Genomic DNA, 20046 nt, shown 5'->3' with positions numbered 1-20046 from the left:
TGGTTTGCCATAATGAAAAATAAGTCGATCGACGGACACGTTCAAGGTCCGCCCGGCCTATGCCCCGTACTGAACATTTTAGTATATTGGCAGAAGAAGAAGTGTCTCGTTTTTGTTTCACATCCGAACAGAAAGCAGGGTGCATCATGTCCCACAAATCCGCCGAATCTCTGTCCCACGCGCCTTGTATAGTCGGTTTCGACCGCGAGTTGGCCGCTTTGTCCGAATGGCTCGATTTGCCTTGCTCCCCTGCGCGGATCTTTTCGATCTCGGGCATCGGGGGCATCGGCAAGACGACGCTGCTTACAGCCATGGCCGCGGAAGCGAAACGTCGCGCGGCGGTCACCCTATGGATGGACGGGCAGATCGGGCTGCACCATCCCCGCGCGTTCCTGTCCCATCTGCAAATGAGTCTGGAAACGGAATACGGACGGACAAACGCGGCGAATCTTCCGCCTCTTGCCCATGTCGTCTCGGAACTCGCGCGGCAGCGGACCGTCGTCCTGATCGATAACGTCGAACGTATCGATCAGCTCGGCAGCTGGCTGTTATCAAGCCTGCTTCCGCGACTTGCGGCCGGCGAATTGCTGCTCATCGTCGCTTCCCGCACGGGACTGCCGCTGCATTGGCATACCGATCCCGCATGGGGAAGCCGAATCGCTTCTTTTCCGTTGAAGCTGCTCTCGCGCCGGGACGTGCAGCGGTATGTCCGGTCAACCGGACTGCCGCCTCTCGTTCAGCAGGAGATTGTGCGCAAAACGGAAGGTCACCCGCTGCTGTTGGCGCTGACGGTGGACATGATGCGGCGCCGCGGACAAGAACGCGAACAGCAAGCGCACCGACTCCCCCGCATTCTGAGCGCGGAAATGCTCAAGGAGGCTTCCGCCCCTCGCCTGTACGAAGCTTTGCAGCTTCTGTCGCTGCTGCCCGCCGCGGATCAGACTCTGTTGAATGAGCTGCTCGACCCTCCGCTGAGCGTGGCGGATTATATGGCGCTCGCGGCGTTGTCGTGCGTTCGCTCCGAAGCGGACGGCCTTGCTCTACATGGGTTAGCTGCCGGGATATTGAGGGAAGACTACAAGAAGCGCGATCCGGGCCGGTATCACAGCATGCGGTCCGAAGTGCTGGAACGGCTTGCCGAACGCTATCCTTCGGCGAACCGGCTGCTGCAAATGCGGATTGCGGCCCACACATTGGAGTTGTACCGCGAGCAGCTCCCTGCCGCTCATCCTTATGCGGATTTTTCGAGCCTGAGGCAGCGGGAACCCGAACGGGAGACGGTCTACCGCTCCGAAGACCTGCCGGAATTGCAGCGGCTTCTGGCCGTATCGCTGGCTCGTTCGGACTGGCAGTCCGAGCTGGTGGCAAGCGGAAGACATGCTTTGTTGTTGAACGACATTGCCGGAGAGGCGCCCGAAAGCATACGCGTAATCCGGCAAGAAGACGGGCGGCCGTTAGCTTTTTGCGCCGGTCTTCGACTGCATCGTCAAACGCTGTCCCTGTTGGACCCACACGCTTCCGAAGATGCGGCGCTGCTGGACACGGCCTTCTCCGCTTCGCGCGATCTTCCGCCGGAAGCGGCGGACACGCTGTGCATCCTGTTGGCGGCCGTGGACGTGGAACAATCTCTGTACGGCCCGGAGGAGCTGGGCGGGATATTGTTTCGTTCTTTGGCGCTGGAAGCGATGAACGGGCTTCGCATGCTCGTGCCCACCGCGGATTTGCAACTGAATGCGCTGCTGCCGGGCATGGGGTTCGAAGAAATTCCGATCGCCCCGTCATCGAATGACCGGGCGGGGCTTCATCTCTGGGAACTGGACTTCAGACAGGCGACCTTCGAAGTGTGGATCCGGCGCATTCTTCGGCAGAATACCCGGACTTCGGGCGCTCCCGACCGGCCGGGCTTTCCCGCGTTGTCAAGGGAAGAGACCCGGCATCTGCTTGAGCATTTATACGAAGACGCGGCGCTTGAAGAACTGGCTTCTTTGCAAAAAATAGGCTGTACAGGCGCGAAAGCGCGCGAATGGGTGCTGCATTTTCTCGAAGAGGGTTCCGCCCCTTCGCCCCTTACGGATGCGGAGCAGCATATCCTGCGGGAAAGTTACGTGCGCCGCAGCTATCGAAAGTCCGAACTGGCCGAATCGCTGCATATGAGCCGGGCGACTTTTTATCGGCATTTGCAGCGGGCTTTCGAGCATCTGGGATATGCTTTTGCGCAGACATGGGGAAGAAGGCCGAACGACAAAGGGAAGGCGTCACACAAATAACGCGAGCGTCACCGGAATCGCTCCGGTGACGCTCGCGTTTTGGGTTATGCCAATCTGTTCGTAAATCCCGAGCCTAAGCCTCGCTGAGCGTACGGCTCTCGTACAGATCCGGCTTTTCGTCCAGCGAGATGTCTTCCCACTGTCCGCTTTCCTGCGCTTTGACGCAGGCGTCCGCCGTGACCGCCGCCACGTAGCCGTCCCACGCGGTCGGACCCTGCACGTCGCCCCGCTTGACGGAATCGATAAAGTCCTGGATCTCGCGGTCGTACGCTTCGATGAAGCGGTCTTTCCAGTCCATCAGGATGCGCGTGCCGTACATCCCTTCTTTGCGCAGCGAAATCGAAGACGGCTCGGGCAGCTTCGCGATACCGTCTTCCCCGATCACTTCGCACTGGATATCGTAGCCGTAACGGCAGTTAACGAAGATCTCGGCCGTGATCAGCACGCCGCCCCGCGTCTCGATCATGACGACCTGCGGATCGCGCATATGGCTGAGCGCGTGCCGCGTCTTGCGCGGATACGTCACCTGCACGGACTTGTAATCGTCGTCGATCAGCCAGCGCAGCACGTCGATCTCGTGAATAAGCGTATCGGTGATCGCCATGTCCGACGTGTAGTTCGGACCGGATTCCGGGTTGCGGTGGGCGCAGCGAATCATCAGCGGCTCGCCGATCAGGCGCTCGTCGATCGCCTGCTTGAGCTGCACGTAGCCGCTGTCGTAACGGCGCATGAAGCCGACCTGCACGAGCCGCTTGCCGTGGCGGATCTCCGCGTCGACGATGCGGCGGCAGCCTTCGGCCGTCGTGGCCAGCGGCTTCTCGCAGAAGACGTATTTGCCCGCTTCGATCGCGGCGAGCACGCTCTGCTCGTGCGCCGGTCCCCAACTGGTGACCAGCACCGCGTCGATATCCGCCTGCGCCAGCAGCGCCTTGTCGTCCGGATAGACGACCGCGTCCAAGCCGTACTGCTCCACGACGACCTGCGCCGCTTCCTGATTGACGTCCGTGACGGCCGTGATCCGCGCGCCGGACAAGTTGGAAGAGATGCGCCGAATATGGTCTTTGCCGATCGCGCCCGTGCCAATCACCCCGATGTTCAATGTCATGCCTGTGTCCTCCTCGTATTCGTCTGTGCTCCGCCCAGCAGATGTTCGTCGATATAGCGCCGCGCGATCAGCGCGTATTCCAGCGGATGCGCCACGTCGGGATCCTGCTCCGCTTCGATCACGATCCAGCCGCGGTATCCGCTCCCGATCAGCTCGGCGTACACGTCCCTGAAGTCGATGCAGCCGTCGCCGGGCACGGTAAACATGCCGCTCAGGAACGACTGCATAAACGACCGGCCCTCCCGGCGGCAGTCGTCGAGCACCGTCCGGCGCGCGTCCTTGAAGTGCACGTGGCCGATCCGCCCGATATGCTTGCGCAGCAGCGGCAGGCAGCCGCCGTCCGACACGAAAATATGGCCGGTATCGTACAGCAGCGATACTCTGGAAGCGTCGGTGCCGGCCATGAGCCGGTCGATCTCTTCCGCCGTCTGCACGCCCGTGCCCATATGGTGATGGTAGACGAGGCGCAGCCCGTACTCCACGGCGACTGTACCAAGCTCGTTCAATCCCCGGCACAGCGTGTCCCATTCGGCGTCGTCAAAATAAGGCTTCTCCGCAAACACGTCGCGGTCGGTGCCCTGGATGCTTCGCGTCTGCTCGGACACGACGATGACGTCGGCCTTCACCTGACGCAGGTACTCGCACTGGGCGCGAAACGAATCGATTACGCCCGGCAGGCCGTCCCGGATCAGGTAGCTGCTGAACCATTGGCCCGCGATCCGCAGACGGCGCAGCTCCAATTCCTTGTTCAATACGGAAGCTTCCGGGAAAAAGCCGCCGACTTCCGTTCCTTCGAAGCCGGCGACGACGATATCGCTCAGCAGATGCTGAAGCGTGTTGCCCGCCCCGATCTCCGGCATGTCGTCGTTGCGCCAGCCGATAGGCGCGATGCCCCAGGCGATGTGTGGTCCGCTCATGGTCTTTCTCCTTTGCGCTGCTAGAGTATGTGCTCTTTACTGTAATGTATTGATTAACTTTTGATCATATGTGATTCTACATTAAGGTTAAAAGCGCTTTCAGTCAACTTCTTTCTATAAATATCTTGCGTAAAAACATAAAAACGGTGGACTCCCTTAATTTACATTTTCCAAAATATTTTTGCGCAAAATTAGAATACTCTCTTAATTCCTTGTTTCCCTACGCCGATACATAGAAGTAATTAACACTGTCACAGCGTCCGCATCCAAGACTACGGGAGGAAATCCATTCATGAATAAAAAGCATTTGTCCGTCGCCCTGTCTTCTCTGCTCGTTCTGCCCCTGCTCGCCCAGGCCGGGCCCGCGAATTTCGCGACGGCCGAAGGCGCGGACCAGGAAGTCGTAATCGTCTACAAAAACGAAGACGGCAAAGAAGCCGCGCTTCAACAAACGACGGAAGTCCGGCACGAATTCGAGACGGTGCCGGCCGTATCGGCTGCGGTCAGCCCGACGGAACTGCGCGACCTCGTCAACAACCCGGATATCGCTTACGTCGAACGCAACATCTCGTTCGGCATTACGGACGCGGACGTCGAAGGCTACAGCTCGACGCCCAAACCCAATACGGCGGAGAAAAACAGATGGAACTTCCAGGCCGTATCGCCCGACACGATGTGGAACCAGGGCTTTACCGGCCAGGGCGTCAAAGTCGCGGTTATCGATTCCGGTATTTCGGCTCACCCCGAACTGAAAATCGCGGGCGGCGTGTCCACGGTAGGTCCGGACATGACGAACAATTTCGCGGACGATAACGGCCACGGTACCCACGTCGCCGGCATCATCGCCGCCGACACCGGCAGCGCGCAGGTGACCGGCGTCGCGCCGAACGTCTCGCTCTACGGGATCAAATCGCTCGGAGCGAACGGCAAAGGTTCGCTGCAGGACGTGCTGGAAGGGCTGGACTGGGCGATCCAGAACAAGATGGACATCATCAATCTGTCACTCGGCAGCGAAGACGATTCCCAGGCGCTGCACGACATGGTCGACAAAGCATACGAGCAGGGCATTATCGTGGTCGCTTCCGCCGGCAACAGCGGAACGGTCAACAACGTGAACACCGACACGGTCAATTATCCGGCGAAATACGCAAGCGTCATCTCGGTAGCCGCGGTCGACGAGAACCGTCAGCATGCGGTCTTCTCCTCCGCCGGTCCGAAAGTGGACTTCTCCGCTCCGGGCGTGTCGATCGTCTCGACGTACCCGAGCAACCTGCCCAACAGCAACGGCAATCCTTCGTACGCGGGCATGGACGGCACGTCCCAGGCCGCTCCGCATATCGCGGGCGAACTCGCTCTGCTCAAGGAGAAAAATCCGTCCGCTTCTGCCTCTACCCTACGCGCGCTGCTCAAAAGCTACGCCGTTGATCTGGGAACGCCGGGACGCGACAATCTGTACGGCGACGGCTTCGTAACGTTCAAGTCGAAGCAGGATCTCGCCGCACCGGGCGAAGTGAACGGTGCAGCCGTGACCCAGGCTACGGTCGACAGCCTGACGCTCGGCTGGAACGCTCCGGCCGATTCCGACTTCAAGGAAGTCCGCGTCTACGGCGGCACCGACACTTCGTTCACGACGGTGACGCAGAACGTCTATACAGCTTCGAACCTGACGGCCGACACGGATTACCCATTCCGCCTCACGACGGTCGACACCGCCGGTAACGAATCGGCGGGCGTCCAAGTGAACGGCCGTACGCTGTCCGCTTCGAACAATGCCGGCAGCCCGGTTGTTACGCCAACTCCGACGCAGACAGCTCCCGACGTCGTGAACCTGCCGGTCGTGCCTACGCCTGCGCCTTCCGGCGGCAGCGCGCAGATTCCTTCCGGCGGTGGTGGTGGCGGTGGATTTGGCGGCGGCGGTGGCGGCGGAGCCGCTCCGGCTCCTGCGGCTCCCGCACCGGCCGCTCCAGCTCCCGCAGCTCCTGCTGTCGTCGTGCCGGCCAAACCGGCCGTGACTCCGACGACGCCGGTCGCAGTAACGCCGGCACCGACCGTCTCCGCGCCGACCGTCTCCGAACCGGTCCCAACTACATTCGTACTGCCTTTCCCGGACATCAAGCCGACGTTCTGGGGCCGCGAGACGATTATTTGGGGCTTTGAACGCGGCCTGGTCAAAGGCTATGCCGACGGACAGTTCAAACCCGGCAGCACGGTGACCGAATCCGAATTCCTGGCCATGCTGATCCGCGCTTTCGAACCGCAGGTGAAAAACGCTGTCTCCGGCACGTGGTCGAACACGTATTACGTACGCGCCAAGCAGCTGAACCTGCCGCTCAAAGGCTACGCGTCCAAAACGGCGCGCGCCCAGAAGCTGACGCGCGTTCAAGTCGCCGAACTGCTCTCTTCCGCCAACGGCGCGGAGCGTACCGGCAACGACGCGATCCGTTACGTGCTCTCTTCCGGCATCGCCAGCGGCAGCAGCAAAACGCAAAAAACGGTCGCTTCGTTCAAAGGCAGCGGCACGCTGACGCGGGCTGAAGCGCTGCAATTCATCAAGAACCTGACGGAAAAAGGCGGCGGCAGCCTGAAATAACGCTTAAAGCGGATCTCCGCTTCCGGCGCTTGCCGCTCTTGCGCACAGCCCAAAAAGGCGAACCGATACTTATCGGTTCGCCTTTTTGTGTGTTCGATCTCCGTACCGTATATAAGGTCGATCTCTGGATACCTAAGACTTAGCGCCACGGTCCCGCTTATCGGAGCGCACTCATTCCGAGCGCAGCGCGGTCACCGGATCTTTTTGCGTGGCCGCCCGGGCCGGGATCAAGCCGGCGACCAGCGTCAGCAGCATGCTGCCCAGCACGAGGATCAGCGCCTGGATCGGCGACAGCTCAGCCAGATTGCGCAGGTCGAGCACGTTATTCAGCACGGCGTTGATCGCAAACGTCAGCAGATACGCGATCCCGATCCCGAGAGCGCCCGCCGTGAATCCGACGATCAGCGTCTCGGCGTTGAACAGGCGGGAAATGTCTTTTTTGCGCGCGCCGATACTGCGCAGAATGCCGATCTCTTTGGTCCGCTCCAGCACGGACACGTACGTGATGATCCCGATCATGATCGTGGACACGACGAGCGAGATCGCGGCGAAGCCTGTCAGGACGTACGAGACCGTATCGATCATCGTCTGCACGACCGAGCCGATGACGTCCGATAGATCGGTATACAAGATCCGCTCCGCCTCCGGTTTGCCTTCGTTGTAGGCATCCAGATAAGCTTTGACTTCTTCCTTGCCCGCGAAGTCTGTCGGGTAGATGTTGAGGCTCGTCGGTTCGGTCTTCGCGCCCAGCGCCTGCAGGCGCGCTTCCTTGAGCGTCTCTTCGGCAAACGGAGCGCCGGAGACCACGTCGCGGTCCGAAGACCGCTGCGCCGCGGCAATCGCCGAGCCGGAAGCGTCGTCGGTGACGGCCTGCGTCAGCTCCGGCGTATAGACCAGACCCGGCGTCAGGAAGCCGCTCGACGAAGAGCCGGTGTCTTTGAGCCGCAGAATGCCGGCGACCGTCAGGGTCGTGCCTTCGCTGCCGCTATACAAGTCGGCGTAGCGGTCCGCCCCGGCCGGAGCGAACAGCCCGCCGGCGCTTTCGGCGTAATAGGCGTCGTTCGGAACGACTTTGAGCAGCGGCCGGTCGATAAAATCGGTCAGCTTCCGCTCGCCGTCCGCGCCGTTCAGGCCGAGCTTGTCCAAAAAGGCTTTGTCGACTTCGTTATACGAATTAACGACGATCGCCACTTCGCCGGCGCCGGAAGGATACCGGCTGCCTTCGCCGATCAGGTCGTACATCGACCGTACGTAGTCTTCGTCGCCCGGCAGCTCGGACCAATAGCTCGGCGCGGCGCTGCCCATGCCCGCAGGCAGGGCGGCTCCTCCTCCGGCGGCCGTCTCCGAAGTGCCGAATTTGACGACGTCTTCTCCGCCTTTGGCCAGCACGTTCATCTCGATACCGTTGGCATACGAGATCGCATTGACGGCATCGGGCAGTTCGACCGGCAGCTTGTCCACATAGTCGAAATAGGCCGGCGTCAGCACGTTCACATGCTGCTCCGTTTGCGCGGGATCTTCGGTCACGTTCAGGACGTCGCCGGTCGGGAATTCGCCGGCCCCGCCGCCGCTTCCGCCCGTCAGGGCATCCGGCGGTCCGGAAGGCGCCTGCACCTGCTGCGCGTTCTCCGACACGGTCAGCGGTAAGCCGGACAGCGTCTCCGCCTGCAGGTTCCCGATGTAATTGGACAAGCCGTTCGACAGCGCCAGCACGAGCGCGACGCCGATAATGCCGATACTGCCGGCGAACGCGGTAATAAGCGTGCGTCCTTTTTTGGTGAGCAGATTGCGGAACGACAGCGCGGCGGCCGTCGCGGGCGACATGGACGTTTTGCCTACGTCCAGTCTGGCGCCCGCGGACTGCGGCTTCGAAGGCGGACGTTCGGCATGTTCCGCTTCCTGCGCATCCTGCAGGATCGGGCGGCTGTCCGACAGCACTTCGCCGTCGCGCAGATGGATGATCCGGCTGCTGTATTCTTCGGCCAGATCGGCGTTATGCGTCACCATGATGACAAGCTTCGTCTTGGAAATGTCTTTGAGAATCTCCATGACCTGCAAGCTCGTCTGGCTGTCGAGCGCTCCGGTCGGCTCGTCGGCCAAAATGATGTCGGGATCGGTCACGATCGCCCGGGCGATCGCCACCCGCTGCATCTGTCCGCCGGACAGCTGGTTCGGCCGCTTGTTCAGCTTATCGCCGAGTCCGACCGATTGCAGCGCCGACTTGGCTTTGGCCCGGCGTTCGTTCACGGAGATCCCCGACAGCGTCATGGCAATCTCGACATTCTGCAAAATGGTCTGGTGGCCGATCAGGTTATAGTTCTGGAACACGAACCCGATCGAACGGTTGCGGTACGCGTCCCAGTCTTTGTCCTTGAAATGCCGGGTCGATTGGTCGCCCAGGCTCAGATCCCCTTCGTCGTACCGGTCCAGGCCCCCCACGATATTGAGCAGCGTCGTTTTGCCGCAGCCGGACGGGCCGAGGATCGAGACGAACTCGCTCTCCCTGAACTCCAGCGACACCCCTTTTAACGCATGGACGACTTCGCCGCTGTGATACGATTTCCTGATATCCGTCAACTTCAACTTCGACAACGGTCTTCCTCCCCTTTCCTGCTAAAAGCTTCTGCGTTCAGCTTAACAAGAAGAGGTAAACGGCAAGGAACCCGCAGGTAAACAAAAGGTAAACCGGGGGTAAACAATGCGCAGCAGCGCTACAGCCGGAATCGGTAGCCCGCCCCCCAGACGGTCTGGATATAATCGGGGTTCTGCGGATCGGTCTCGACTTTCTCGCGCAGCCGGTTGATATGTACCGCGACCGTCTTCAGATCGCCGATCGCGTCCATGCCCCAGATCTGCTCGTAAATTTGCTCTTTGCTGAACACGATGTACGGATTCGATACGAGCAGCAGCAGCAGTTCGAACTCCTTGTTCTTGAATTCCGTTTCGGCTTCCCGCACGAACGCCCGGCGAGAGCGTGGATTGATACGGATCGGTCCCGCTTCCACTTCCCGGTCGCCGCCGGATTCGCTGCTTCGCGTCAGCCGCCCGTACTGGGCGAGATTCGATTTGACCCGGGCGATCAGTTCCGTCGGCGAAAACGGCTTGGCGATATAATCGTCTGCCCCAAGGCCGAGACCGCGCACTTTGTCCGCCACTTCGGCCCGCGCCGTCACCATCAGAATCGGAATGTCCGTCTTTTCCCGCACGGCCCGGCATAGTTCGTATCCGTTCATGCCCGGCAGCATCAGGTCCAGCAGGATCATGTCGTAGCCGCCTGTACGCGCCAGGCGCAGCCCTTCGATCCCGTCGGAAGCGATATCCGCGGCAAACCCTTCGATCTCCAGAAAATCCCGTTCGATCTCGGCGATCGACAGATCGTCTTCAATAATCAGTATCTTTTTCATATTCGGCTCCTTTGGAGGGCAGGCCCTCCGTCGATTTGGCTGTGGGCAGGACGATCCGGATGGCCAGGCCGCCCGAAGGAACGAGTTCCGCCGCAATGCGGCCGCCGAGCCTCTCGATCACTTTGGACGAAATCGCCAGGCCCAGCCCGCTGCCGAGCTCTGTCCGCTTGCGCGAGTCGTCGCTTCGATAGAAGACGTCGAACAGCCGCGCCAGCTCGTCTGCCCGGACTCCCGGCCCGTTATCCGCAAGCAGAATCTCGACCGTCCGGTCTGTCTCGCTTGCTTCGAGCACGACTTCCGCCCGGTCTTGGTCCGTATACCGGAGACTGTTCTCCAGCACGTTCTGGATCACGTTGCGGAACTGGACCGGATCGACGACCGCGATCGCGGTCGGCAGCGTTCCTTCGAGCCGCAGGTCGAGACCTTTGGGCTTGTATTCGGCGGCAAAAGCTTCCGACATCCGCTTCAGCTCGGCGCCCAGTTCGACGCGTTCCAGATACAGCGGAAATTCGCCGACATCCAGCTTGGAAAAAAGAAACAGCTGGCTGATGACATGCTCCAGATGTTCCACTTTGCTTTTGATCGTGGCGAAATATTTGGCCTGCATCCGGGGCGTGGACGCCACCCCTTTTTCCAATCCTTCCAGATAAGCCTTGATCGAAGTCAGCGGGGTGCGCAGGTCGTGCGAGATGCCCGCGATCAGTTCGCGGCGGCTGCGCTCGTTGCGGCTGCGCTCTTCCACCATGTCGGACAGCTGCTCCGCCATTTGGTTGAAATCGCGGCACACTTCGGCGAACTCGTCCTGCTTGACGTAACGAATCCGGTAAGTGAGATTGCCGTCGCGCAGCTGGTGGACGCCTTCGGCGAGCATCTCGATCGGATTCACGATGCTGCGGAACACGAATCGGGTCAGCAGGCGGTTCGTCGCGACGACGATCAGGATCAAGACCGCCAGAAGGAACAGGCCCGTATAGAGCTGCTGCCGCGAACGCCCGCCCGGATCGAGCTTCGACTCGGTGTCGATCAGGGCCAGCATCCCTTCGCCGGCCGGAACCCGGTAGATCGCGTAGCTCTCGGTCAGCAGGGCGGACGAGCCTTCGCCGGGCATATCAATCCCGTCCGGTACCGGCTCCGGGAGCTGCGCGGGATAGATCCGCCGATCGCCCTGGTACCAAAAAGCCCGAAGGCCGGACTCCGCGTATTCGCCGTTGAAGTCGTCCAGCCGCGAGAACCGGCTCTCGTCTCTTTCCGCTCCGGCCAGGTCGGCGGACAGCTGCCGCGCCAGGTCGAGACGCGCCGGAATCATCTCCCCGTTGTTCATCGGAGGCTGCGGCTGCCCGCGCACGCCCGTCACTCCCTGATAGATGAGCAGCAGGCAGGCGCTCGTCGCGATCACCAACACGATCGGCAGCACGAGCATCAAAATATTCGAAAGGTACAGCCGGCGTTTTACGCTCATCGTTATCGTTTCCTTTCCGGTTCGTTACGTTAGAGTGTATACCAGGCACATCAAAAAGACGAACCGGTCAGCCCGGTCCGCCTGTCTTGCTGCTGGGTATTCGGTTTTCTTTTGCCGCCGGATCAGTGCTTGCCCGCGTCTTCTTCGTTCAGAAAAGGCTTGTTGACGAAATAGTACATAAAGCCCATCAGTCCTGCGCCGCCGACCAGATTGCCGAGCGTGACCGGCACCAGATTGTGCACGACGCCCGCCATGGAGATCTCGGCCGGATGCTCGACGACCAGCGCGATCGCGAACGTGCACATGTTGGCGATGCTGTGCTCGTAGCCCGAGATGAAGAAGCAGAATACGAACAACATCATCGCGAACATTTTGGCTCCGTTTTCCTTCATGAACATCGGGACGAAAAACGCCATGCAGACGAGCCAGTTACACAAAATCGCCCGGAAAAACAGTTGGCCCGTCGGCGCTTCCATCTTATGCTGGACCACGTTGAGCAGGAAGGCGTTGATGTCCGGGGAAGCGAACAGGCCGGTCAGGAAAATAAATCCCGCGAACAGCGCCGCTCCGATCATGTTGCCCCCGTAGCTCGTGATCCACAGCTTGAACACTTCCGGCCAGCGCATTTTTTTGCGCAGCGCCGCGTACGTGTAATAGAACGTGTTGCCCGTAAACAGGTCGCCGCCGCCGTAAGAGATCAGGATGATCGCCGCGCCGAACGTAATCGCTGCCATCGGATAGGCCATCGGCGAATCCACCAGGTAGAAAAAGCTGCCCGCGCGGAAAGCCACGATGACGCCGAAGCCGATAAACATGCTGGCCAGAATGGAACGCAGCATGTAGCGGACGACGCTTTGCTTGAAAATCTTGTGCTTTTTGAGTGCCAGTAATTCTACGTTTTTGAGAGCTTCCGTTTCCATGTCGACCTCCGCTATCGCCCAGAATTTTGTAGGTACGGACCGGGAAAATTTTCCACCGATGCAATTGTTGTATGCTTAACACGCCCGTTTGCCTTTGAATCATTTCCCCATTGTACCGGAGTGCGGAGTCGGCGCCTACGGAAAGTACGAAATATCCCAAATTTTATTTAACTTTTAAGCCCGTACCATGTCCGACGCCCGCTCCGCACGCTGTTCCTTGGCGTAGACGACGTAAGTGAGCAGGCTCAGCAGCGCGATGCCGGCCATCGTCCACTGTACGTAGGAAGGCGGCAGCGCATCGAGCATGCGGCCCGCCGTGACAGAGAACAATCCGCCGCCGACGGCGCAGCCCGCCATCAGAATGCTGGTGTTGCGCGCCACGTTGCGCGGCATCAGCGTCTTGGCATAGACGAGCGTGACGACGTACAGGCCGGACAGCGTCAGGCCGAGCAGCACGATCAGGACGTAGCCGATCGCGGCGCTGCGGTTAAGCGCGAACAGCGACAGCAGCACGATCATGCCGCCCCAATGGATGAACAGGTATTTGCGGTAGCCCAGTTTCTCGGCTTCGTAGCCCGCGAACATCCGTCCCGCGATCATCGCGGCCCAGAACACGGTGACGCTGATCGGGGCGGTAGCGGCATCGGCCATGCCGGTCTCCAGCATCAGCGAAGGCAGGTAGTTGACCAGGCCGATATCCGTCGCGCCGTAGAAAAAGAACAGCAGGATAAACGCCGGCAGCATGAGCGCGCCGGACGTGCGCAGCAGTCGCTTTTTCCCCGCCGAAGGGTGATGCGTCGCGGCGGCGGCCACGACCGCCCCGACCGGGCCGGACGAAGCGGCGCCCGCCGGAACGGCGCTTGGCACTTCGGCCCGGTGCGCCGGAACGAACAGCGGCTCCGCGTCGCCGAAGCGGGTAAAGCGTACGAACAGCGACAGGAACACGCAGTAGGCGGCGATGCCGAACAGGGCGTAGTTCCACAGCCCGCTTACGATCAGCATGCCGATCGTGAGCGGCAGGATCAGCGAGCCGACGCCGAACGCGACTTCGAGCCGGCTCATGGCGATTGCGGCGTTGGACTGCAGGCCGTCAAGAATGACGGCGGCGATGACCGATTCGATAATGCCGCCGAGGAATCCGGCGAGCGCGAACCCGGCCAGCAGCAGCGGCCACGGCGGCAGGAACGCGATCAGCAGATACGAAGCGGCCACGCCCCACGCGCCGATATGCAGCATCGTCTTTTTGGACATGCGGTTCGCCAGCCACGGCTGGATCAGCATGCCGAAGATCGAGGCGCCGAACTCGATAAAGATCAGCGCGCCCGCGTCCGTATAGACGCGGTCGTACAGCGGCAGCAGCACGGTAATGATCGAAGCGACGGTAACTTTGATAAATCCCATGAGCAGATAGAACAGACTGCCCATCCAGACGAGCTTTTTCAAACGGTATTCAGTCCTCCTTCGGTTTTTGTAGACACCGGGGTTACCCCACCCTTTGGCCGAAAACGGTTTATATTCAACGCAGCAGATACTGCCGAATGAACGGATCCTAGCTTCCGTATGCCGAAGCGGCCGACTCGGAGATCTCCGGAGCGGCCGCTTCTCATGAAAGATTATACCGAAAATTCATGAACGGTACAGAGGTTTTCAAGAAAACCGTTCAAAAAAGTTTGGTTTTTTCTGAATAAGGCATTTTTTGAAGAAAAAGGTTCCTTTTTGCACGTAAAAAAGGCCGTCCCGCTTATTGCGGAACGACCTTTGTGGATGCTGTCTCTGCGCTTGAGCAGCCTCGCCGGCTTTACTGCCCCAACTGCTGGAACTGGTCCATCAATCCGCGGATATTCTGGATCGACTGCATCACTTCGGAGTTCTGGAGCAGCTCCGGCGTGAATTCGCCCGCTTCGATTCGCTGCTGAAGCTGGTCGACCTGGGCGTTCAGGCTTTCGTTGTAGCCGGTCAGCTGGCTGTGCAGCCCCTGGGCGAACCCCGGCACTTCCGCCTGGCCGAATTCGGCGATGCTCTGCTGCACCCGATCCAGCTCCTGCGACAGCTTCTCCTGCGCCTGCGGATCGTTCGCCGCGTCCTGCGCCAGCTGCGGCAGCTGCTCCGCCCACTGCGAAGCGTCGTTGATATAAGACACCGCATCGCTCGTGTAGCCGACGGAACGGTTCACTTCCTCGACAGCCGAGCAGCCGGCGAGCGGAAGGGCGAACAGGGTCAGAGCCAAAATGATCTTCTTCATGGAACATGCACTCTCCTCGTAGCGCAAACGTCTCCGGGCCGCGCGTGCGCGAGGCACTTCGCCGGGACGATCGCGTCTGTTTGCGTTACATACTCCGCACGGATGGGTGAGGTTTCGGTTCGGCACATTAGAAATTGATGAGAAGACCGGCGAAGCCGCTCCGACAGAGCAGACTCAAGCGTACGGACCGCCGAAGACCGGCAGGGTGCGCGGCGCTATCGCTTACGTTCGCAGATCCCGGATCGGGATGTACAAATCCGCTTCGCAGTAATCTTCCCGCGCCAACGCGGCATCGATATATTCGAAATGGTGGCCGTGCGCCTGCTCGTACGGCGATCTCAGCAGCCATTCGTCCATGTAATTCCAGATATCGTTGAGCTCATGAATCGTCAGATGTTCCGGGTGGAAGCGTCCGATATAGGTGAACACCGCGTACTTGCCGGCCGGAAGTTCCGCCGTGTCCCACTGCGCTTCCAGCCCTTCCAGCGAAGACACTTCGGCCGAGGTCAGGTAATCCGTCGCTTCCGCTCCGTGCTCCGGCGGATACAGCGTCAGCCCGATATACACGCTCGGCTTCAGCTTGCGCGGAATTCGGGCATGCTCTCCATAGAAAAAAGACACTCCCTGCGCGTTCGCCGTATGGCGTTCGAAATTTTCGGCGAGCGGAATGGTGGCCCGGCGTCCGGCGTACAAACTGCGCGGCTTGATCACGAACGTCGGCTCGAACACGACGCCGCGGCGGATTTCCTTGAGCGCCGACGTGTCGTAGCGCTCAACCAGCCGGATCTGTGCGGTGCCCCGGCGAAACTGCGCCGGCGTCACGCCGAACTGCCGCTTGAACGCGCGGATATACGACTGCTCGTGCTCGAAGCCGAACGCAAGCGCCGTACCGAGCACGGTGCCCGAACTTCTCGTATCCAGCAGGGCGTGCGCGCTGGCCGACAGCTTGCGGGCACGGATGTATTCCATCAGCGGCAGGCCCGTCGCCGCCCGCATCAGCCGGTGCAGATGGAACTTCGACAGATAGGCGTGTTCCGCCAGCTCGTCGAGAACAACCTTGTCCGTCAGGCGGCGCTCCACTTCGTCCAGTACCCGTTCGATCGTGCCCAGCGTCTCGGGCCGGCCGAAGTTCTCGCGGCTTGGCGGCGACGCGGGCCGGCTAGGCGGAACGGGCGGCTCAGGCGCCGCAGACCCGGGCGGGCTAGGCGGAACGGGCGCCGCAGGCACGCCGGCCAGTGTCGGGCCGCCCGAACGATCCGGGTCACCCGGCTGCCCGGAAGCCGCCTCTGCAGGCGGTCGATTGTCCGGCAGGTACTCCGGTCGGTGCTCCGGCTTCTTATTCAGTTCGCCGGGTTCGCGGCGCTGCGATTTCTTGTTCATGTCCGGTTCTCTTTTCCGTTGCTGTCCCGCTGCATGCCGGGCTCCCTTACGGTTTCCATCCTAACAAAAAATGCCGCAGGCGTCAGCTTCGACATTTGGGCGTGTAGACGTTTTTTCTCTCCGTTTGACCGCATCTGCGCAAGAACGGTTCATTTCTCTCCGCGATGCTGAAGCATACTGGAAGCAGGCGGGCTGCCCGCCGGAAAGGAGGGTTTTATTTTTATGCCCCATCATTCTGCAAATTCCGATATTCTCAAGGAGGACGTAATGCCTATGCAACCCCATACTTCCGTATATTCGATCCGACCTTTTCAAGAAAGCGACTTCCCGGCACTCGGTGCCTTCTACACTCAAGCGGCCGAAGGACGGCGCGTCACCTTCTGGTGGGTCGGCGAACCGGACAACTGGACGAATGTCTACTGCGCGTTCGAAGACGGCAAGATGATCGCCAAAGGCCAGGTCGACGTCTTCAGCACGATGCCGCCTACGGCGAAACCGTCGAGCCAACACCGTATCTTTTTCAATTTAAAAACGCTGCCCGAACGCGAAACCGACACGGAGCTGCTCGGCGCAATGTACGACGTTCTTCATGCCCGTGCACTGGAGCTCAAAGCTCTTCTTCCCAATACGCACGGCACGCTGCTGGGTTTCGGCAACTATGCGGAAGAAGCGGCCAATACCGGCTATTTCACCGCGCGTCCGGAGTTCTCGCCGCTGAAGCGGCAGTACCGGATGTGCCATACGTTCGCGGATCGGCACTCGCCGGACGCCGTCGAATCCGTCGAACCTGTTGAAAATGAGGCGGCTGCATCGGCTTTCCCTCTGCCGGACGGTTACGCCTGGCGCGAATTCGACGCGTTGAGCGGCGAACAGGCCGACGATTATCTGGCGCTGGATATGGAGATCTGGCCGGAAACGCCGATCGGAGCCGATCGACTGGCCGATCTGGCGTCGCGCAGCGGCTGGCGGATGCTGCAGATTCACGCGGACGGCAAGGCGGCCGCAAGCCTCATGTACTGGGTATCGGACGGTGAGACGGGCGAGATCGAAGAAGTGCTGACGCTCTCCAAGCATCGCAGACGCGGCCTCGCTTCGGCGCTGCTGAACCGGGCGCTGTACGAGATTCGCTCGCGCGGCTGCGCCGATGCGGAGCTGGACGTCGAAGCGCTCAACGAAGACGCGCTGCGCGTCTACCGGGCGGCAGGCTTCGAGATCGAGACCGAAGAACAGCGTTACGCGGTGGAATTGTAGAAACGCCGCCAAAAAGGAGTCCCGTTCACCATGTTCGAATCGACCCTGCTTCACGTGAACGCGCTGTTCAAGTCGCACGGCGTTCACGAAGAAATCGTGCATATGCACACCTTGTCCGGTACGACCGAAGGGCTTGCGCTGAAGGTAGAATCCCGGGAATCGAACGCCTATCTGTTAAAATTCGATGACCCCGCTTCGCTTGGGCCCGCCCGGCAGCTGCTTGAAACCTACGCGGATTCCCCGCTGCTGCCCGGCGTGCTGCTGGCGGCCGCGGACGATTCTTATCTGGCGTACGCGTTCATCGAAGGCACGACCCATTTCAACCGCGGCGACAAAAAAGACTGGATGCGCCGGCTGACGCAGGAGCTGCTCAACCGGTACGTACGCTGCGAAGACGCCGATTACTGGGGGCGGCCCGAATATCCGAGAGCAAGCTGGCAGCACTTCAACGAGATCGGGATCGAAGAAGCGCGCGGCAATCTCGGCAGCGTGCTGACGGACGACGATTACCGCTGCGTCAAGCAAACGGCCGAGCGCCTCTTCGCTCCCCATGCGGTACGATCCGGGGCGGAGCCGACCGAAAAATACTGGCTGCACGGAGACACCGGCGTCCACAATTTCGTGTACCGCGAAGAGGCGCTGGTCGGCGTGATCGACCCGTCGCCGATGGCAGGGCCGATCCTGTACGATTTTCTGTACGCATTCTGCTCCTCGCCCGACGACCTGAATCTTGAGACGCTGCTCGCCGCCTTCGATCTGCTGGAACGTGTTCAGGTCGAACGGTCGAGATTGATCGAAGAAACACGGATTCAGCTCTACTGCCGGATCGGGCTCAGCGTCAAGCATCATCCGCACGACCTGCCCGGTTATCTGGAGGCGTGGAACTATTGGAATGCGTTGTCTCTCTAAAAATTCACACTTCTAATAGTTAGATTTCTGATAGTTTTATTTCTAAAAAAGGAGCGATCCCCATGACGGCACGCAAAGAACCCTTGCCTCTCTTCTCCCCGTTGGTGACCGGATACTGGCTGGGCCGGGCGGAAGAACAGCCGCGAAGCGTCTCTACGCCGGGCCGCTACGCGATCGTCGTGGATGCCGAACTGCCTCTCTCCCGAAGCGTCATGCGGCTCGATTTCCCCGATACGGGCGGCCGGCTGTCGCTGTCGCCGGAGCAGGCCCGGCTGTTGGGCTTGGCGGATACGTCCGAGATCGGCGCACCCGAACTGGACGCCGCGCTGCGGCAGGCCGGGATCGGACTGAACGGCGCGGATCATCTGTTTTATTTCGCGATCCCCGGCCAAACGGCGCTTCGCGAACAACCGGAGCCCGATTCGGTTCGGCAGCTCACGGCGGAAGACGCCGACCTATTTGCCGATTTTGCCGCGCAGGCGCCGGCCGACGACCTCGACGAAGCGTTTGTCGAGCTCGACCATTGGCTCGTCTTCGGCTGCTTCGTCGACGGACGGCTTGCGGCCGCGGCCAGCCTGATCCCGTGGAGCGGCACGAAGTTTGCCGATCTCGGCATTTTGACGCTGCCGGAGTTCCGCGGCCGCGGCTATGGCAGGCAGACCGTTCGGGCGGCCTGCGCCCATGCGCTGGCTCTCGGGTACGAACCGCAGTACCGCTGCCAACCGGATAACGCACCATCCAACGCCCTTGCGGCTGCGGCGGGACTGTCGCTGTTCGCGGCCTGGGACGTGATTGCGGACGACGAAGCGGAATAGACGCGAGTCTACGCGCGGCTTGGCGCACTTGGCGCATAGGCGGAAGCGGAAGCTTTGACTACCGCCAGACGACTGCAACGATACGGAGGACCCCATATGATACTCAAAAGAAACGAAGGCCGGCCCAAATGCCCGGCCTTCGTTTTTCGCAAAATGAATCCCGACGATGCCGACCATCTCGGACAGCTCGACCGTTCCGAGAAGATCGAACAGATCTGCCGCATCGAAAACGGACAAGAAATCTGGACGCCCGCCGGACACGAGTGTCCAACCTGGAACGAAGCGCAGCTGGCCGAACTTCGGCTCCGCTATATCGGGGAGTTGGAGCGCGGCGGTACGGCGATCGGCGCTTATGCCGGCCATACGCTTGCGGGGTTCGGCGTGCTGGGTCATCGGCCGCTCGGCTCCGAAGGGGATATGCTGCAGGTTGACCTGATGTACGTCGGCCGCCCTTATCGCAGACGCGGCATCGGCCGGCGGCTGATGGAACTGTTGAGCCGGGAAGCTTCTCTGCGCGGCGCGAAGGCGCTGTATATTTCGTCGACCGAGAGCCTTTCGGCGGTCGGCTTCTACCGCAGTTTCGGCAGCGAAATCGCGGCGGAACCCGATCCGGAACTGTTCGCCCGCGAGCCGCTGGATATTCATCTGGTACGGAAGTTGTAATCCGGGAAAACAGTGATTTCGTGCGGGCTCGGAAAGCGCAGGCGGACGCGGAGACGCAGGCGCAGAGGCGCAGGCGGACATGGAAGCGCGGACAGACGCGGAGGCACAAGCGCCGGGCGGAGGT

15 protein-coding genes are annotated in these 20046 nt (G+C 60.7%); 6 read left to right on the top strand and 9 right to left on the bottom strand.

Annotated elements, in window-relative coordinates:
* Window positions 1-146 precede the first annotated feature (146 nt).
* Entirely contained in the window at window positions 147-2267 is a 2121-nt protein-coding gene (locus tag FTE24_RS08850; RefSeq protein WP_150232946.1) for a bacterio-opsin activator, read from the top strand.
* A 73-nt stretch (window positions 2268-2340) separates the two neighbouring features.
* Here FTE24_RS08850 and FTE24_RS08845 read toward each other — a convergent pair whose 3' ends face one another.
* Window positions 2341-3372, bottom strand: a complete 1032-nt coding sequence (locus tag FTE24_RS08845; RefSeq protein ID WP_150232944.1) for a Gfo/Idh/MocA family protein — start codon at window positions 3370-3372, stop codon at window positions 2341-2343.
* Window positions 3369-4289, bottom strand: coding sequence for a myo-inosose-2 dehydratase (iolE, locus tag FTE24_RS08840; RefSeq protein WP_150232942.1), 921 nt, complete (start codon window positions 4287-4289; stop codon window positions 3369-3371). Before iolE ends, FTE24_RS08845 begins: the two co-directional genes overlap by 4 nt.
* Before the next feature lie 292 nt (window positions 4290-4581).
* Here iolE and FTE24_RS08835 point away from each other — a divergent pair, with 292 nt between their 5' ends.
* Window positions 4582-6879 (top strand): S8 family serine peptidase, encoded by a 2298-nt coding sequence (locus FTE24_RS08835; protein ID WP_150232940.1) that lies wholly within the window; start codon window positions 4582-4584, stop codon window positions 6877-6879.
* Window positions 6880-7050: 171 nt separating this feature from the next.
* On the opposite strand, the gene FTE24_RS08830 is transcribed toward FTE24_RS08835, so the two are convergent.
* The 7 genes from FTE24_RS08830 to FTE24_RS08800 all read right to left on the bottom strand — a co-directional run bounded on the left by FTE24_RS08830 (window position 7051) and on the right by FTE24_RS08800 (window position 16284).
* Window positions 7051-9471 carry an ABC transporter ATP-binding protein/permease gene (locus FTE24_RS08830; RefSeq protein WP_150232938.1) on the bottom strand — a complete coding sequence of 807 codons (2421 nt, stop codon included), beginning with the start codon at window positions 9469-9471 and terminating at the stop codon, window positions 7051-7053.
* Window positions 9472-9590: 119 nt separating this feature from the next.
* Entirely contained in the window at window positions 9591-10283 is a 693-nt protein-coding gene (locus tag FTE24_RS08825; protein WP_141446917.1) for a response regulator transcription factor, read from the bottom strand.
* Window positions 10261-11742, bottom strand: a complete 1482-nt coding sequence (locus FTE24_RS08820; RefSeq protein WP_150232935.1) for a sensor histidine kinase — start codon at window positions 11740-11742, stop codon at window positions 10261-10263. The genes FTE24_RS08825 and FTE24_RS08820 overlap by 23 nt, the downstream gene beginning before the upstream one ends.
* Window positions 11743-11864: 122 nt before the next feature.
* On the bottom strand, window positions 11865-12662 hold the full coding sequence (locus FTE24_RS08815) for a formate/nitrite transporter family protein (RefSeq protein ID WP_150232933.1): 798 nt from the start codon (window positions 12660-12662) through the stop codon (window positions 11865-11867).
* 174 nt (window positions 12663-12836) lie between these two features.
* Window positions 12837-14105, bottom strand: a complete 1269-nt coding sequence (locus FTE24_RS08810; RefSeq protein WP_150232931.1) for an MFS transporter — start codon at window positions 14103-14105, stop codon at window positions 12837-12839.
* A 355-nt stretch (window positions 14106-14460) separates the two neighbouring features.
* The gene (locus FTE24_RS08805; RefSeq protein ID WP_150232929.1) at window positions 14461-14904 is read right to left on the bottom strand and encodes a DUF6376 family protein; all 444 of its coding nucleotides are present in this window, start codon (window positions 14902-14904) and stop codon (window positions 14461-14463) included.
* A gap of 222 nt (window positions 14905-15126) precedes the next feature.
* Window positions 15127-16284 (bottom strand): AraC family transcriptional regulator, encoded by a 1158-nt coding sequence (locus FTE24_RS08800; RefSeq protein WP_150232927.1) that lies wholly within the window; start codon window positions 16282-16284, stop codon window positions 15127-15129.
* 267 nt (window positions 16285-16551) lie between these two features.
* Here FTE24_RS08800 and FTE24_RS08795 point away from each other — a divergent pair, with 267 nt between their 5' ends.
* From FTE24_RS08795 to FTE24_RS08780, 4 genes are all read left to right on the top strand, one after another.
* Window positions 16552-17535 (top strand): GNAT family N-acetyltransferase, encoded by a 984-nt coding sequence (locus FTE24_RS08795; RefSeq protein WP_160441701.1) that lies wholly within the window; start codon window positions 16552-16554, stop codon window positions 17533-17535.
* Window positions 17536-17565: 30 nt separating this feature from the next.
* A complete protein-coding gene (locus FTE24_RS08790) occupies window positions 17566-18444 on the top strand; it encodes a phosphotransferase (RefSeq protein ID WP_150232923.1) in 879 nt (292 codons plus the stop codon).
* Window positions 18445-18506: 62 nt separating this feature from the next.
* Window positions 18507-19259, top strand: coding sequence for a GNAT family N-acetyltransferase (locus FTE24_RS08785; RefSeq protein WP_150232921.1), 753 nt, complete (start codon window positions 18507-18509; stop codon window positions 19257-19259).
* Between the two features lie 96 nt (window positions 19260-19355).
* Entirely contained in the window at window positions 19356-19922 is a 567-nt protein-coding gene (locus FTE24_RS08780) for a GNAT family N-acetyltransferase (protein WP_150232920.1), read from the top strand.
* The last annotated feature ends 124 nt before the right edge of the window (window positions 19923-20046 follow it).

It is taken from the genome of Saccharibacillus sp. WB 17 (assembly GCF_008634075.2).
GTDB lineage: Bacteria > Bacillota > Bacilli > Paenibacillales > Paenibacillaceae > Saccharibacillus > Saccharibacillus brassicae.
Note: the sequence above shows the minus strand (reverse complement) of the source record. Positions and strands in the feature narration are given on the sequence as shown.

What these genes read in the sequence shown, in the direction of transcription:
- FTE24_RS08850 (WP_150232946.1), top strand. Translation starts at nt 147, where the DNA reads ATGTCCCACAAATCCGCCGAATCTCTGTCCCACGCGCCTTGTATAGTC.
- FTE24_RS08845 (WP_150232944.1), bottom strand. Translation starts at nt 3,372, where the DNA reads ATGACATTGAACATCGGGGTGATTGGCACGGGCGCGATCGGCAAAGAC.
- iolE (WP_150232942.1), bottom strand. Translation starts at nt 4,289, where the DNA reads ATGAGCGGACCACACATCGCCTGGGGCATCGCGCCTATCGGCTGGCGC.
- FTE24_RS08835 (WP_150232940.1), top strand. Translation starts at nt 4,582, where the DNA reads ATGAATAAAAAGCATTTGTCCGTCGCCCTGTCTTCTCTGCTCGTTCTG.
- FTE24_RS08825 (WP_141446917.1), bottom strand. Translation starts at nt 10,283, where the DNA reads ATGAAAAAGATACTGATTATTGAAGACGATCTGTCGATCGCCGAGATC.
- FTE24_RS08820 (WP_150232935.1), bottom strand. Translation starts at nt 11,742, where the DNA reads ATGAGCGTAAAACGCCGGCTGTACCTTTCGAATATTTTGATGCTCGTG.
- FTE24_RS08815 (WP_150232933.1), bottom strand. Translation starts at nt 12,662, where the DNA reads ATGGAAACGGAAGCTCTCAAAAACGTAGAATTACTGGCACTCAAAAAG.
- FTE24_RS08805 (WP_150232929.1), bottom strand. Translation starts at nt 14,904, where the DNA reads ATGAAGAAGATCATTTTGGCTCTGACCCTGTTCGCCCTTCCGCTCGCC.
- FTE24_RS08800 (WP_150232927.1), bottom strand. Translation starts at nt 16,284, where the DNA reads ATGAACAAGAAATCGCAGCGCCGCGAACCCGGCGAACTGAATAAGAAG.
- FTE24_RS08795 (WP_160441701.1), top strand. Translation starts at nt 16,552, where the DNA reads ATGCCTATGCAACCCCATACTTCCGTATATTCGATCCGACCTTTTCAA.
- FTE24_RS08790 (WP_150232923.1), top strand. Translation starts at nt 17,566, where the DNA reads ATGTTCGAATCGACCCTGCTTCACGTGAACGCGCTGTTCAAGTCGCAC.
- FTE24_RS08785 (WP_150232921.1), top strand. Translation starts at nt 18,507, where the DNA reads ATGACGGCACGCAAAGAACCCTTGCCTCTCTTCTCCCCGTTGGTGACC.
- FTE24_RS08780 (WP_150232920.1), top strand. Translation starts at nt 19,356, where the DNA reads ATGATACTCAAAAGAAACGAAGGCCGGCCCAAATGCCCGGCCTTCGTT.